Origin of the sequence: Rhodococcus jostii NBRC 16295, from assembly GCF_001894825.1 — a bacterium.
Classification (GTDB): domain Bacteria; phylum Actinomycetota; class Actinomycetes; order Mycobacteriales; family Mycobacteriaceae; genus Rhodococcus_F; species Rhodococcus_F jostii.
The window spans coordinates 1-13,666 of sequence record NZ_BCWY01000153.1 but is presented as its reverse complement, the minus strand read 5'-3'; the positions used below and the strand labels follow the sequence as shown (position 1 = coordinate 13,666).

The window sequence follows — 13,666 nt, the reverse complement described above, 5'->3', positions numbered from 1 at the left end:
CAGCCTTCAGCGCGGTGAGCACGTCGGCGGGCAGATTGTTCTGCAGCCGCCCGACGAGGTGCGGCGGGATCGTGCAGATCGCGTAGTCGGCGGTGATCGACTTCCTCGACCCGCCCGCGGTGTACTCGACGGTGACGCCCTCGGACACGTTCTTCATCGACGTCACCTCGGCGCCGAAGACGATGTTGTCGGTGCCGATCCTGTTTTGGAACGCGTAGTAGATCCGGTCCATGCCGCCGACCGGAGAGAACATCATCATCGCCTGGTCGTACCCGAAGTCGAAGCTGAAGTTGCGCCCGATACCGCTGCGGATCACTTCCTGCATCGCGAACGGCTTCTTCTCGGTGCCGAAGTTCAGGCCGGCACCGGGCTCGGAATCGTAACCGCGACGGGAGGATCCGAGGTAGCGGCCGTCGTCGGAGAGGTCACCGAAGTCGCTGAGGAACTCCGACAGCGCGTCCTTGTCCTCCCGGGTCAGCACCTGGTCGAGGGCGCCCTGATCGGTGGCCTTCTTCAGTAGCTCCGACATGTAACCGAACGTGTCGGCCTTCGCCGCGCGGTAGGTGACGGACTGGTTCGACAGCGACGTGTCGCTCGTATAGTTCACGAACGTGTTCGCGTTCTGGTTCCCGAAGCCCTGGATCTCGACGCCGAGTTCGCGGCAGTAGTCGAGCGTGATGTGGCTCTGCGGGATGCGGGTGGCGCCGACGTTGTAGAAGTGGCCGTCCGAGAACGTGCATTTCTGCGTCTCACCGTTCAGGTCGGTCTCCTCCGTTCCGGCGCGCGCGGTCCAGACGCGGCCGCCGGGCCGGGTGCGGGCCTCGAGGACGGTCACCGTGTATCCGGCCTTCTGCAGTTCGAAGGCGGAGCAGAGTCCGGCGGGGCCGCCGCCGAGGACGACCACGGAGTGGCTGCCCTTCACCTTGCCGATGAGGTCGCCTGCCGCGAGCGGCTGGAAGGTGCGGGCGGGCGCGGCGGTCGCCGGGGCGAGCCCGAGCGTCGACATCGCGCCGTATGCGAGGCCTGCGCCCCCGGTGGCCCCGAGGCCCTTCATGAAAGATCTACGTGTGAATGCCAATTCGCGCTCCCATTCTTGCGCCCGGCGACCCGGGTAAGTTGTCCGGATTCATCCTGAGAGGGATGCGAGTCGGGGAGTTGTCGGCGGCGAAACAATGTGAGGCAACCGAGTGAGAACCGGCGCGCGTCGTTCTCACTCCGAAGTCGGAGTTCGACGCGAAACCGAAACGTCTCCGCAACACTGCCCGATTAGTTTCACGCGCATGTCAGCCCTTTCCGACGCCATCGCGCGTTCGTTCGCCACCGGCGAGCCCGAACGTCAGGCACTGTCGCCGTTGCGGGCGCTCGGCCGGAGGCAGTTGTCGGGCGTCGAGGTCCTCGCCCAGTCGGTGGCCACGACGGCACCGGCGGTGTCGATGGTGGTTCTGCCCGTCACCATGTTCACCCACCAGATGCTGCTGAGCGGTCTGATCACGATCGTCGCCGCGACCGTGGTGGTCTCCCTGATCGCAATCTGCGTCTCGCAGTTCACGCGACGCATGGCGGCCGCGGGCGGTCTCTACAGTTTCGTGTTCCAGGGCCTCGGCACCCGGGCCGCGCTGACGGCCGGCGTCGCCATGCTCACCAAATACGTGGGCAGCGCGGTGATGACGCTCTACCACGGGGGCCAGGCCGTGATCGCGACGCTCGGCTTCCTCGGGGTCGAGTTACGCAGCCCCGCCGAACGCCTCCTGGTCTACGCCGGGATCGCGATCGTGATCCTCGGCTGCCTCGTCCGCGGGGTGCGGTTCGCGGCCCTCGCCATCCTCGCCGTCGAATCGTGCTCGTTGCTGTTCATCGTGGGTCTGATGATCGTGACGGGCGCGGGTGGACAGCACGCGGCGGTGCCGCCGTCCGATTCGGCGTACGGGGCGCTGCTGATGACGTTGGCCGCGGTGTTCGCCCTGGCCGGTTTCGAGAGCGCCACGTTCTTCGGCCCCGAGGCCAAGCGTCCCCTCGCGACCGTCACCCGCACCGTGATCCTCACGCCGATGATCTGCGGCGGCCTGTTCATCTTCTCGGCATGGGCCGCCTGGTCCGGTCGCACGGACACCCTGGTCAACGCCTACCTGCACGGCACCGGAACCGGCGTCGGACCGGCGGTGGTGATCGCCCTGAACCTCGGGTTGGGCACGTCGTGGCTGGCGTCGGCGATGGCGTCGTCGAATGCCGCGTCGCGCCTGCTGTATTCGATGGGGATCGAAACAGTCGTCCCCCGGCTGTTCGCGCGGGTGCACCGCAGCTACCGCACCCCGTTCGCGGCGCTCACCGTCATCGTGTGCGCTGTGTGCCTCGGTGCCGCGACGTTCGGCATCGTCGGCAAGTCGGCCGCGTTCGGTCACGTGCAGCTGATCGCCAGGACGGCGGTGGTCGCGGCGTACGTGCTGGTGGCTGTGGCGTCGGTGCGGTTCCTCAGCCGGATCGGCGAACACACCCCCCTCGTCCTGGCAGCGGGAGTCGCGGGCAGCGCCGCCGGCGGAATCGTGCTGGCCTACATGCTGTTCGTGAACGTGGCCCACGGCTTCACGATGGTCCCCGCGGTGGTGCTCACCCTGTTGCTGTCGGGTTCGGCGTGGCAGCTGTACCTGCAGTGGCGGCGTCCGGCGAGCCTGCGGTCGATGGGCGTGTTCGACAGCGCGGAGACCGACGACGTCCTGCCGGGAGCCGGGGTGTTCGCCACGGACGCCGCCGGAAACCTCGCATTGACGGCGGCTGGACGTACTGCCGGGCCCCAGTGATGGGCGCCCGAGCCGGGGAGATCGCGGGCCACGAACCACGCGCCGTGCAGAAGGCTCTCGCGCTGCTCGAGGCGGTCGCGCAGCTGGGGTCCGGGGCCACCGCGAGGGATATCGCCGCGCACGCGGGGATCCCCCAGGCCACGGCGTACCGGCTGCTCAATCTCCTGACCGCGGACGGCTATCTGGTGCGGATCGCCGACCTGTCCGGGTTCGCGCTGGGCCGGAGAACCCGGCAGCTGGCGGGGGCGGACCCGGCGCCCGACCCGGTCGACTACCGCGCCGTGCTCGACGAACTGCGGGAGCAGGTCCGTTTCGGGATCCATCTGGCGTCGTACGCCGGTGGGCGGGTCCGGCTCGTCGACCGGGACCCCGATCACGAACTCAGCGGCGAGACCGCGATCACCGCGCACCTGCACGCGTCCGCGATCGGCAAGATCCTCCTCGCCTCCCGGCCGGAACTGGTACCGCAGAACCTGCGGCGGGTCACGGCGCACACCGTCACCGAATTCGGCGCCCTGCAGGGCGAACTCGACGCCGTCCGGCGCACCGGTTCGGCCCGGGAGGTCGACGAGGTGCGGGTCGGGCGCAGCGCCGTCGCGGTTCCGGTGCACGACGCGCAGAACGCGGTGGTCGGTTGCCTCGCCGCGATCGGCAAGACGGGACGGCTGGCCGTCGACGATCCCGAGCTCACCGACCTGCTGCGCTCGTGCGCGGCCCGGGTCGGCGGCCGGGTGCCCGCCTGAATCCTCGACTCAGCGCAGGTCGACGAGTACGTCGAGAATCTCGGCGCGCACCGCGCGACGCGACCAGGTGTCGACCCTCGCCTGCGCCGATTCCCAGCGGTCCGCATCGACTCGTTCGAGTGCGTACGCAACGTGCCGGTGGTGTTGCAGCGAGGCGCTGTCCTGCCGGGCGCGGGCCGGGACGGAGAGCGCCAGCAGCGCGAGACCGCGTTCGGAATCACCGCGCGCGATCTCGAAGCATCCGATGCCGGCCGCGACGGCCCCGGTGACCGGCAGATCCGGATACGCGCCCACACCCAGCCGGGCCGACGCCCACTCCGCAAGCTGCGGAACGAGCTCCACCATCATCTCGGACCGGCCGTGCAGCACGTGGGCGCACACCACCGAGGCGGCCAGCATGAGGCCGAACGGATCGGCGTAGGGCTCGGACATGATCCGCGGATACATCATGTCCAGGGCCTCCCGGTACCGGGCGAGCCCCCGCTCGATGTCGCCGTCCGCCAGGTCGGCCTCCGCGAGACTGCTGATGGCGGCCACCCGCCATTCGTCCTGCTCTCCGCCTGCCGACGCGACAGCACCGCGATGCTCGAGTACCGTCTCGGCCAGCACTTTCCGGCCCGCCTCCACGTCACCGTCCGCGATCAGCGCCGACGCTTGGAAACCCCACAGCTGATCGGCCTCCTCCTGCGCACCCAGCTTCCGCAACCCCTCGACCGCGACCTGATAATGCCCCACCGCGGCCTGGTACTCCCCGGACTGGCTGTGCAGCGAACCGAGGAACTGCGCCGCCATCGCCGTACCCCACACGTCACCGATCCCCACGCACAACTCGGAGACGGCCCGGGCGTCGCGCAGGGCGCCGCGGAAGTCGCCGAGGTTCTCCCGCATGCCGGCGCGCACCGACAGCGCCGCCGCACGGGTTTCCCGATCGTGCGAGCGCACCCCTTCCGCGACTGCCCTGGCGAGTCGCCGTCCCGAACCCAGGCACAGGATGACTTTCACCGCGAACGCGGAGACCGGCGGCAGATCGGCGCGCCCGCGGACGACGTGCCGCAGTCGGGTCCGGGTGCGGGCGAGGGTGCGGGCCTGACCGCCGAACACCAGATGCATCGCCGCGAGCAGGAACGTGTACGCCACCAATTCCGAATCCACGTCTTTCAGATCCGAATCGGCGGTCGCGTCGAGGACCCGCGGCGTCCAGTTCATCACTTCCGAGTGCGCGCCCCGAATCGCCCACAGTCCGCCCAGCAGTGGGAACACGGTCGCGACCGTCTCGGCGTCGGCGCGGTCCAGCGCCCACCGCAGCACTGCCAGGAGGTTGTCGTGGTCGGCGTCGATGTCGTCCGCGAGCGCGATCTGGTCGGCGCGGCACCGCCCGAGCGCCTCGGACGCGAACCGGCGCACCCACACTCCTTGGCGGGCAAACACTTCCGACTCCTCGGCGGCCGCAGCGAGTTGCTCCTCACCGTATTCGCGCACCGTCTCGAGCATGTAGTAGCGCAGCGAGTCCGTCGTCTCGGACACCGACAGGAGCGATTGGTTGACGAGGCCCTCGACGGCGTCAACGACGTCGTCGACGCCGTCCCACTCCGCGATCGTCCGGGCGGCGTCGAGGGTGAACCCCGCCGGGAACCGGCAGAGTCTGCGCAGCGCGACCTGCTGCTGCTCGCCCAGGAGCTGCCAGCTCCAGTCGATGACGGCGTGCAGGGTGCGATGACGTTCGGGCGACGTCGGGTCGTGGGACCGCAGCAGCGCGAAGCGGTCCTCGAGGCGACGGCCGATGTCCTCGACGCTCATGCTGCGCACCCGCGCAGCGGCCAGTTCGATAGCGAGAGGGAGACCGTCGAGTGTGCGGCAGACGCCGCGGACCGTCTCCGGATCCAGGCGTGCGGTGGGTCGCACCGCGCGGGCCCTGGCGGTGAAGAGTTGCACGGCGGGTGCGTCCTCGTCCTCGCTCGACAACGGCGGCAGCGGGTACACGACCTCGGACGCCAGCATCAGGGGCGATCGGCTGGTCGCGAGGACGGTCAGCTGGTCACCGGCCGCCACCAGGTCGGCGACGATCTCGGAGCAGGCGCCGATCACGTGCTCACAGTTGTCGAGGACGAGAAGCATCGGTCCGGCCGACAACGCTTCCCGGAGCCGTTCCCGCGCGGAGTGCACGCGGCTCACGATGAGCCGTCCCGGCGCGATGTCGACCTCGCTGAGACCGAGGGTGCTGCTGATCGCCGCGACGACGTCCTCGCTGCTGCGGAGCGACGCGAGTTCCACCAGCGCCACGGACGTCCCCGCGGCGGCACGCACACCCAACTCGTTCGCGAGTCGCGTCTTTCCCGCACCGCCGGGTCCGAGAATCGTCACGACGCGCGAGGACGTGAGCAGTCCCTCGATCTCCACGATGTCGGTGTCGCGTCCCAGCAGCGCGTTGGGAGCCGCGCGGAGCCCGATCGCCGTCCGGTCCGGCGCCGCGGGGCGCGCGGCGGCCGACTCGCGTGAGCTGCCGCCGCGCAGGATCTCGGTGTGCAGGGCGACGAGCGCCGGCGACGGGTCCGCTCCCAGCCGATCCACCAGCCGCTTGCGGAAGGTCGCGAACACGTCCAACGCCTCGTTGTCGCGCCCGAGCCCGGCGAGCGCCCGCATGAGGTCGGCGTGCGCCCTCTCGCCCAGAGGTTCCGCAGCCACCTGGAACCGTGCCCTCGGGAGGGCGGCCTCCCAGTCTCCCGTGTCCATCAGTGCTGCGAGCTCCGCGGCCTCGAGTCGACCCCGGATCACCGCGGCGTCGGTGGCGAGTTCCGTTGCGGCGGCGCCGTCGGGAAGGTCGGCGCCCGGCTCACCCCGCCACAACGCGAGCGCGGCGCGGATCTCGTCCGGTCCGACACTGCGACCGTGATCGCGGCCCCGCAACCGGCGTGCCACGTCCTCTGCCCGGGTCAGATCGACGGCGTCGCGCGGCACCCTCAGCCGGTATCCGGCCGGGCCGATCTCCAGCGCCCCGTCCGGCAACGCCGCGCGTAGCCGGGAAACCTGCGTGTGCAGGGCGTTCATCGGAGACCGGGGCGGGTCGTCGCCCCACACCTCGTCGATGAGGGCCTGCGCCGACCGGCTGCGGCCGGGATCGCGGGCCAGAGCCACCAGAAGGCTGCGCGCGCGGGTGCCGGGCAACGGTGCGAGCACACCCGATCGGCACGTCGATACCTCACCCAACAAGGCGACCTGAATCGGTGTGCTTGCCGGTGCCACCCTCTCGTCGACGCTCATGTGCTGGTCCACCGCGTTCGATGGTATTGCACGGCGTGGGTGCAGGCGTCTTCTCGCTCGGTGCAAAGATCGAGACATGGCAACGGCTGCTCAATGGATCGAAGGCGCTCGACCGCGCACCCTCCCGAACGCGATCGCCCCGGTGCTCGTGGGCACCGGCGCCGCGGCGTCACTCGGCGGAGCGGTGTGGTGGAAGGCGCTACTGGCACTGGTGGTCTCTCTCGCGTTGATCGTCGGAGTCAATTTCGCCAACGACTACTCGGACGGGATTCGCGGCACCGACGACGAGCGGGTCGGACCGCTGCGGCTCGTCGGGTCCAAGCTCGTGAAGCCGTCGGCGGTGAAGGCCGCGGCCATCGCCTGCTTCGCAGTCGCCGCGGTGGCCGGCCTGGCACTCGCCGTCACCACCGCCTGGTGGCTCGTGCTGATCGGCGCCCTCTGCATCGTGGGCGCGTGGTTCTACACCGGCGGCAAGAAGCCGTACGGCTACAGCGGCTTCGGTGAAGTCGCCGTCTTCGTGTTCTTCGGGCTCGTCGCCGTGCTCGGCACCCAGTACGTGCAGGCCGAGACCGTCGACTGGGCTGGACTCGTGTCCGCGATCGCCGTCGGTTCCTTCTCGAGCGCGGTTCTCGTCGCCAACAATCTGCGCGACATCCCCACCGACACCGAGTCCGGCAAGCGCACGCTCGCCGTCCGACTCGGCGACTCCCGCACCCGGATCCTTCATCTGGTCACGCTGACGGTGCCGTTCGTCGTGACTCTCGTCCTGGTGCTGCGCACCCCCTGGGCGCTGGTCGGACTGCTCGCGCTGCCCCTCGCGGTCCGGGCGAACGCCCCGGTCCGCTCGGGTGGCCTGGGCCTCGCACTGATTCCCGCGCTTCGGGATTCGGGGCTGGCGATGCTGATCTGGGGCGCCGCCACCGCCGTGGCCCTGTCTGCCGCCTGAGCGGCTCGGCGGTTCAGTCGCCGTCAGGGACGACGATGCTGAGCAGGAAGTTGACGATCGAGATGATCAGGCCACCCCACAGGGCGGTCCAGAAGCCGTCGACGGTGAGGCCGTAGTCGGTCAACGAGCTCAGCCAGGCGGTGAGCATCAGCATCAGGGCGTTGATCACCAGGGTGAACAGCCCCAGCGTCAGGATCAGCAACGGCAGCGACAGCAACTTCACCAGCGGTTTGACGAAGATGTTGACGACGGTGAACACGAGCGCGATACCGAGCAGCACCACGATGTCCCACCCGGTTCCGTTGCCCGAGCTGGAGATGTCGATGCCCGACACCCAGGCTGCCGCAAGCCAGATCGCGAACGCGTTGATGACAAGGCGTACCAAGAAGGTCATGCGTGCATGCTGGCACACCGATCGGACATACGGGAACTGGACGGTCAGGGAGCCGGACGGTCAGGCCGCGCGGTCGTCGAGTGCGGCGTGCACGCGACGCCGGAGTTCGTCCACCCCGACCCGGACCTCGAGGATCTGCCTCGTCGTGCCGTCGGCCACCCGCAACACTCCGAGGAGCACGTGCTCGGCGCCGATGTGATCGTCCTTGCGCGCCAGCGCCTCCCGCAGCGACAGTTCGATCGCCTTCTTGGCGTCGCGGGTGAACCCGATGTGCCCCGACTTCCGGCCGAACCATCCGCGCTTCTCGGACGGCTCCTCGGGGTCGAGCACGCCCTTGCCGAAGTTCTGTTCGAGGCTCTGGCGCACAGCGTCGAGGTCGATCCCGATCGATTCGAGCGCTTCCGCGTCGGCGTCGCTCAGGGCCGTGCCGTGCGTCGCGACGGTTGCTCGCGACTTCTCCTCCTCGATGCCGGCGTCGGCGAGGATGCCGTGGACGGGTTCGGTTTTCACGGACAGCAGGGCGAGTACGAGGTGTTCGGGCCCGATCTGCGGTGACTTCAGTTCGCGCGCTTCCTGTTGCGCGCCGATCACCACGGCCCGGGCGTCCGTCGAGAATCGTTCGAACATGCGCCGTTACCTCCCTCTCCGATTGTGCTTCTGATGGACGGCCTGCCTGCTCACCTCGAGGGAGTCGGCAATCGCCTGCCAGGACCAGCCCTGGGCACGGGCGTTGGCCACCTGGATGGCCTCGAGCCGTTCGAGGAGACGCCGCAGCGCACGCACGGCCCGCAACCCCTCGGCGGGGTCGGGGCTGCCCGCCGCTGCGGCGAGCGTGGTTGCTTCGGTCATGCATGTCAATTTAAGTTGACACCACGCGGGCGTCAACCCTTCTTGACAGAATCCGGGGGAAACCGTCAGTACGCCGCGACCGCCCCGTCGACGGCGAGTTGCAGTTCCTTCTGCACGACGTGGGCGATGTCCATCGGCTTCGCCGGGAGGTCGAACAGCGGCTCCCCGACGAAGACGCTGGCGGACTTCACGTTCTCGGGATCGGGCCCGTGGGCGTCCGGCCCGTAACTGAGGCCGATGGACAGCAGCACGGGTGAGACACCGCGATCCGCCGCACGTTTCGCGATGTGACCGATGCCGCTGTTGATGTGCTGCAGGCGGGTCGGGTCCTCCTCGTTGCACGTGCCCTCGGGAAAGATCGCCAGGTTGTCACCGCGGCACAGTCGTTCGGCGGAGACGTCCATCATGAGCCGGCCGGCGTCCGCGACCGCCCGGAGACCGTAGTTCTTGCTGCGGAACACCGGAATTCCGCCCATCATGTCGACCTTCTTGTGCAGGTCGGGGTCGACGAACAATTCGTCCTTCGCGAGCACCCGGGTGCGTCCGATCGCGCGGCGCAGCGGCGTCTTCCAGGCCGTGGCCGCAAGCGTGTACTGATCGCTGTGGGTCACGTGATTGGCGGCGACGATCATCACCCTGCCGGACTTCACCAGCCGGGCCAGCTGCGCCTCGGCATCGTCCGCATACGTGACCCGCGGCCGGTACTTCGCATACAGCGAGGCGTAGGCCAGCTTGGCGAGCACCCGATTCTGCTGATGCTCGCGGTAGTACGCGTACACCACTTCGTAGTTCTCGAGAGTTACCTCAGGCTTGTCCATGCGCGTCCCCACTCCGTCGTCCTACCGTCAGGCTACCAACCTACGGTTGCGTAGCCTACGGTGGAGTAAGTTTTGGGAAAGGGCAGGGAAACTGTGCGAACTACGCGATTTCGGGTACAAAAGACCTGTGATCCGCCCGGCCGTTTCCACCGACCTGCCCGTTCTGCAAGACATCGAAATCGCGGCGGGTGCGCCGTTCCGTGACATCGGAATGGACGCCGTCGCCGACGATCCCCCGTTCACCCTCGACGAGCTGACCGACTACCTCCGGTCGGAATGTGTGTGGGTCGCGGTCGACACCGACGACGCGCCGGTCGCATACGCGCTCGTCGCCGTGGTCGACGGGGGCGCGCACATCGAGCAGGTGTCGGTTCATCCCAGCCACGCCCGTCAACGCCTCGGCGCACAGCTCATCGAGGAGATCTCGTCGTGGGCGGCCGAGCGCGGACTGCCTGCCCTCACCCTCACGACGTTCGTCGACGTCCCCTGGAACGCCCCCTATTACGAGCAGCTGGGGTTCCGCCCGCTGCCGGAGGGCGACCTGACCCCGGGCCTGTCGCGCATCCGCGCCGACGAGGCCCGGCACGGTCTGGCCGCGTGGCCGCGGGTCACGATGTCGCGCCCGGTCACCGCACCGGTGGGCACCGTCGTGACCGCGCCTCAGGCGGGCTGACCGGGCCAGTGCCCGGTTGCCGCGAAGCTGTCGAGCACCGCGGTCGGACCGGTGAGGTCGATGCCCTCGCCGGCCACCCAGCCGTCGTCGAAATAGGTGTCGGCGTAGCGTTCGCCGCCGTCGCAGAGAATCGTGACCACACTGCCGGACCGTCCGGCCGCGAGCATCTCCGCGACGACGGTGAACGCCCCCCAGAGGTTCGTTCCCGTGGAACCGCCGACGCGGCGCCCCAGCACCGCGCTGGCGTGCCGCGCCGTGGCGATGGACGCGGCGTCCGGCACCCGCATCATCCGGTCGATGACCTGCCCGACGAACGACGGCTCCACCCGCGGCCTGCCGATACCCTCGATACGCGACGGCATCCCCGTCGCGTACTCGCACGAGTTGGTGTCGTAGCCGCCGAAGAACGCCGAGTTCTCGGGGTCGACGACGAGCAGACGCGTCGCGTGCCTGCGATAGCGGATGTACCGGCCCAGGGTCGCACTGGTGCCGCCGGTCCCGGCGCTCATGACGAGCCACTCCGGCACCGGGTGCTCCTCACGCGTCATCTGGTGGTAGATCGACTCGGCGATGTTGTTGTTGCCCCGCCAGTCGGTGGCCCGCTCGGCGTGCGTGAACTGGTCCATGAAATGACCGTTCGTTTCCGCTGCGAGGCGGCGGGCCTCGCTGTAGATCTCCGGCGGCCGGTCGATGAAGTGGCAGCGACCGCCCTGGGCCTCGATGAGGGCGATCTTCGCGCCGCTGGTGCTGCGCGGCATGACGGCGACGAATTCGAGTCCGAGCATCTTCGCGAAGTACGCCTCGCTGACCGCCGTGGACCCCGAGGACGCCTCGATGACCGTGGTCCCCTCGGTGATCCACCCGTTGCAGATCGCGTACAGGAACAGCGAGCGGGCCAGGCGGTGCTTGAGACTGCCGGTGATGTGGGTCGACTCGTCCTTCAGGTACAGCTGCACACCCCACTCGACGGGCAGCGGGTAGCGCAGCAGGTGTGTGTCGGCGCTGCGCTGCGCGTCGGCGTCGATGAGTCGGACGGCATTGTCCACCCAGTCACGCGGAAAGCTCCGGTCGATGACGACGCAGTCGCCGTCCGTCACCGGGACGTGCCCTCACCGCGGAGCCGGGCGCGCAGGTCGGCCTGATCGGCGCGACGCTGCGCGTCGAAGGCGGCGATGCCCTCGTTGACCCGCCGGCGGAGTTTCGCGAACAGCAGCAGCGACAGCGGGAGCGCGATCAGGACCGCGAAGATCGCCGCGACGAGCAGCGGCACGGCGACACCGACGAGTGCGGCCACCCCGAGGATGATGGCGCCGATCACGACGACCAGCAGCAGCCGGGCGAACGAATAGATGGCGACGTCGCGCGCCAGCTGCCCCTTGGTCACCCGCCCGTCCGGCTTCGCCGGTGCGCTCGAATCGGCTGCAGCGGGGCGCTCGACCTGGTCTTCTGGCTTCTCGGATGGCTCACTCACGCTCCCAGGTTACCCATCGCCCGGGCCGCTCCTCACACGTCCGACTTATCCGATTTGTCTATTACCTCCCCTTTACCAACATTAGATCGTTCGAGTACCCGGGGCCTCGGATGTCACGATGACCGAGATCAGTCGCAACAGCGGCCGGCTTCAGCACAGACCAGTCGAAAGCAGTGGAGGATCGTCGATGAGCGCACCCACCTACAACGGACCCGGATTCAGCGGATCCAACGAAGCCCTCATGACCCCGGGCCAGGTGGCTGCCCTGTTCCATGTCGACCCGAAGACCGTGACGCGATGGGCGCACGCGGGCAGGCTCGGATCGCTGCGCACACCGGGTGGGCACCGCCGCTTCCGTGAGGCCGAGGTCATGCAGTTGCTCCGCTCCCTCACCACGGAGGCCGGGCGACCCTGAGGCTGACCGCGACCGCGCTACCCGGACGCCCTGCGACCGGGTAGGTGCCGTCTGCCGCCGACGCGGCTACGCTCAGGGATACCGGCTACCCTCGAGCGGTGTAAGGAGGTGCGCGGTGATCTATCTGTTGGCACTCATCGGGCTCGTTACAGTGGCGGTCCTGCTCTGGAAAGCGTTCGGCCCGAACACGAAGCCAGTACTCAGCAAGCGGGTGCTGGGACCCGACGACGATCCGGATTTCCTGTGGAAGGTGGACCGGGAGACTCGTCGGAAGAAGTCCGACGAACCCGATACCGGCCCGGCCGACCCCGCCGGGTGACGCGAAGCCGTGGTGCCGGTCGGCCCGGCACCACCGGCGTCACCGCGTCAGCGACGGTCCTGTAGCGCGAAACTGGACGCCGGAAAGTCCGACGCCACCGCGGCGGCCAGTTCCAGAAGAGCGTTGCGCGTCTTCGGACGCAGCCGCTCGAGTTCGATCTCGGCGCCCTCTTCGAGGTGCGGGTCGAACGGAATCAACCGGACCAGGCGGCACCGCTGCTCGAAATGCTCGACGACCTTCGGCAGGTCCACCTTGCCGGACCGCGGGCGCACCGCGTTGACGACGGCCACCGACCTGGAGACGAGTTCGCGGTATCCGTGGGCGTCGAGCCAGTCGAGTGTGGCGGAGGCGCTGCGGGCGCCGTCGACGGAGCCCGAACTGACCACGACGAGCGCGTCGGCCTCTTCGAGGATGGTCTGCATGGCGGAATGCATCAGTCCGGTGCCGCAGTCGGTGAGGACGATGCTGTAGAACTTCTCGAGCATGGTGACGGTCCGCGCGTAGTCGTCGGCGCTGAACGCCTCGGACACCGCCGGGTCGCTGTCGGAGGCGAGCACCTCGAGGCGGTGCCGGCTCTGCGACGTGTAACTGCGGACGTCGCTGTACTTTTCGATGCTCTGCTCGTCGCGCAGCAGGTTGCGCACGGTGGCAGGGGTCTCGAGGGGAATCTTCTGGCTCAGCGTGCCGCGGTCGGGGTTGGCGTCGACGGCGATGACGCGGTCGCCGCGCAGCGACGCGAACGTGGACCCGAGGGTCGCGGTGGTGGTGGTCTTGCCCACTCCGCCCTTGAGGCTCAGCAGCGCGATCTTGTAGCACCCCTGCAGTGGCTGGTTGACCTGCTTGGTCAGTTCGATGCGGCGCTGTTCCTTCTTGCTGTTGCCGACGTTGATGTAGCGGCCGGACAGCTGGTACAGGGCCTTGCGCCACCCGGTGGTGGGGGCGGGTTTGACCTGCTTGAGTGTCAGCGGTCATGTAATTCCCCAGG

At 68.9% G+C, this 13,666-nt stretch carries 14 protein-coding genes and 1 pseudogene; 6 read left to right on the top strand and 9 right to left on the bottom strand.

Annotated features, from left to right (window positions below):
• The coding region (locus RJ1_RS43090; RefSeq protein WP_073370460.1) for a flavin monoamine oxidase family protein at positions 1–1,054 on the bottom strand (1,054 nt) is incomplete at its 3' end.
• A gap of 226 nt (positions 1,055–1,280) precedes the next feature.
• On the opposite strand from RJ1_RS43090, the gene RJ1_RS43085 reads away from it, so the two are divergent.
• Positions 1,281–2,795 carry an APC family permease gene (locus RJ1_RS43085; RefSeq protein ID WP_073370458.1) on the top strand — a complete coding sequence of 505 codons (1,515 nt, stop codon included), beginning with the start codon at positions 1,281–1,283 and terminating at the stop codon, positions 2,793–2,795.
• Entirely contained in the window at positions 2,795–3,538 is a 744-nt protein-coding gene (locus RJ1_RS43080; RefSeq protein WP_073370455.1) for an IclR family transcriptional regulator, read from the top strand. Before RJ1_RS43085 ends, RJ1_RS43080 begins: the two co-directional genes overlap by 1 nt.
• 9 nt (positions 3,539–3,547) lie before the next feature.
• On the opposite strand, the gene RJ1_RS43075 is transcribed toward RJ1_RS43080, so the two are convergent.
• Positions 3,548–6,796 carry an AfsR/SARP family transcriptional regulator gene (locus RJ1_RS43075; protein ID WP_073370462.1) on the bottom strand — a complete coding sequence of 1,083 codons (3,249 nt, stop codon included), beginning with the start codon at positions 6,794–6,796 and terminating at the stop codon, positions 3,548–3,550.
• A 76-nt stretch (positions 6,797–6,872) separates the two neighbouring features.
• On the opposite strand from RJ1_RS43075, the gene RJ1_RS43070 reads away from it, so the two are divergent.
• Positions 6,873–7,742, top strand: a complete 870-nt coding sequence (locus tag RJ1_RS43070; protein WP_073370454.1) for a 1,4-dihydroxy-2-naphthoate polyprenyltransferase — start codon at positions 6,873–6,875, stop codon at positions 7,740–7,742.
• Positions 7,743–7,755: 13 nt separating this feature from the next.
• Here the strand turns inward: RJ1_RS43070 and RJ1_RS43065 are convergent, their stop codons facing one another.
• The 4 genes from RJ1_RS43065 to RJ1_RS43050 all read right to left on the bottom strand — a co-directional run bounded on the left by RJ1_RS43065 (position 7,756) and on the right by RJ1_RS43050 (position 9,803).
• Entirely contained in the window at positions 7,756–8,136 is a 381-nt protein-coding gene (locus RJ1_RS43065) for a phage holin family protein (protein WP_073370453.1), read from the bottom strand.
• A 60-nt stretch (positions 8,137–8,196) separates the two neighbouring features.
• Positions 8,197–8,763: a Clp protease N-terminal domain-containing protein gene (locus RJ1_RS43060; RefSeq protein WP_073370452.1), complete on the bottom strand. Its 567-nt coding sequence runs from the start codon at positions 8,761–8,763 to the stop codon at positions 8,197–8,199.
• A gap of 6 nt (positions 8,764–8,769) precedes the next feature.
• Positions 8,770–8,985: a hypothetical protein gene (locus RJ1_RS43055; protein WP_005258323.1), complete on the bottom strand. Its 216-nt coding sequence runs from the start codon at positions 8,983–8,985 to the stop codon at positions 8,770–8,772.
• A 65-nt stretch (positions 8,986–9,050) separates the two neighbouring features.
• Positions 9,051–9,803, bottom strand: coding sequence for a lysophospholipid acyltransferase family protein (locus RJ1_RS43050; RefSeq protein WP_073370451.1), 753 nt, complete (start codon positions 9,801–9,803; stop codon positions 9,051–9,053).
• A 127-nt stretch (positions 9,804–9,930) separates the two neighbouring features.
• Here RJ1_RS43050 and RJ1_RS43045 point away from each other — a divergent pair, with 127 nt between their 5' ends.
• Positions 9,931–10,476 (top strand): GNAT family N-acetyltransferase, encoded by a 546-nt coding sequence (locus RJ1_RS43045; protein ID WP_073370449.1) that lies wholly within the window; start codon positions 9,931–9,933, stop codon positions 10,474–10,476.
• On the opposite strand, the gene cds1 is transcribed toward RJ1_RS43045, so the two are convergent.
• Together cds1 and RJ1_RS43035 are read right to left on the bottom strand one after the other, a co-directional pair.
• Positions 10,464–11,573 carry an L-cysteine desulfhydrase Cds1 gene (gene cds1 / locus RJ1_RS43040; RefSeq protein WP_073370448.1) on the bottom strand — a complete coding sequence of 370 codons (1,110 nt, stop codon included), beginning with the start codon at positions 11,571–11,573 and terminating at the stop codon, positions 10,464–10,466. The two genes, RJ1_RS43045 and cds1, sit on opposite strands and share 13 nt — an antisense overlap.
• On the bottom strand, positions 11,570–11,947 hold the full coding sequence (locus tag RJ1_RS43035) for a DUF4229 domain-containing protein (protein ID WP_073370446.1): 378 nt from the start codon (positions 11,945–11,947) through the stop codon (positions 11,570–11,572). The genes cds1 and RJ1_RS43035 overlap by 4 nt, the downstream gene beginning before the upstream one ends.
• A gap of 187 nt (positions 11,948–12,134) precedes the next feature.
• Here RJ1_RS43035 and RJ1_RS43030 point away from each other — a divergent pair, with 187 nt between their 5' ends.
• Complete coding sequence (locus RJ1_RS43030) at positions 12,135–12,362, top strand: BldC family transcriptional regulator (protein WP_005252019.1); 228 nt, start codon at positions 12,135–12,137, stop codon at positions 12,360–12,362.
• A 115-nt stretch (positions 12,363–12,477) separates the two neighbouring features.
• Complete coding sequence (locus RJ1_RS43025) at positions 12,478–12,681, top strand: hypothetical protein (protein WP_073370443.1); 204 nt, start codon at positions 12,478–12,480, stop codon at positions 12,679–12,681.
• Between the two features lie 47 nt (positions 12,682–12,728).
• Here the strand turns inward: RJ1_RS43025 and RJ1_RS43020 are convergent.
• Positions 12,729–13,640, bottom strand: a pseudogene (locus RJ1_RS43020) (MinD/ParA family ATP-binding protein); the annotation flags it as partial.
• Between the last annotated feature and the right edge of the window lie 26 nt (positions 13,641–13,666).

What these genes read in the sequence shown, in the direction of transcription:
- RJ1_RS43030 (WP_005252019.1), top strand. Translation starts at nt 12,135, where the DNA reads ATGAGCGCACCCACCTACAACGGACCCGGATTCAGCGGATCCAACGAA.
- RJ1_RS43080 (WP_073370455.1), top strand. Translation starts at nt 2,795, where the DNA reads ATGGGCGCCCGAGCCGGGGAGATCGCGGGCCACGAACCACGCGCCGTG.
- RJ1_RS43055 (WP_005258323.1), bottom strand. Translation starts at nt 8,985, where the DNA reads ATGACCGAAGCAACCACGCTCGCCGCAGCGGCGGGCAGCCCCGACCCC.
- RJ1_RS43075 (WP_073370462.1), bottom strand. Translation starts at nt 6,796, where the DNA reads ATGAGCGTCGACGAGAGGGTGGCACCGGCAAGCACACCGATTCAGGTC.
- RJ1_RS43085 (WP_073370458.1), top strand. Translation starts at nt 1,281, where the DNA reads ATGTCAGCCCTTTCCGACGCCATCGCGCGTTCGTTCGCCACCGGCGAG.
- RJ1_RS43070 (WP_073370454.1), top strand. Translation starts at nt 6,873, where the DNA reads ATGGCAACGGCTGCTCAATGGATCGAAGGCGCTCGACCGCGCACCCTC.
- RJ1_RS43065 (WP_073370453.1), bottom strand. Translation starts at nt 8,136, where the DNA reads ATGACCTTCTTGGTACGCCTTGTCATCAACGCGTTCGCGATCTGGCTT.
- RJ1_RS43050 (WP_073370451.1), bottom strand. Translation starts at nt 9,803, where the DNA reads ATGGACAAGCCTGAGGTAACTCTCGAGAACTACGAAGTGGTGTACGCG.
- RJ1_RS43060 (WP_073370452.1), bottom strand. Translation starts at nt 8,763, where the DNA reads ATGTTCGAACGATTCTCGACGGACGCCCGGGCCGTGGTGATCGGCGCG.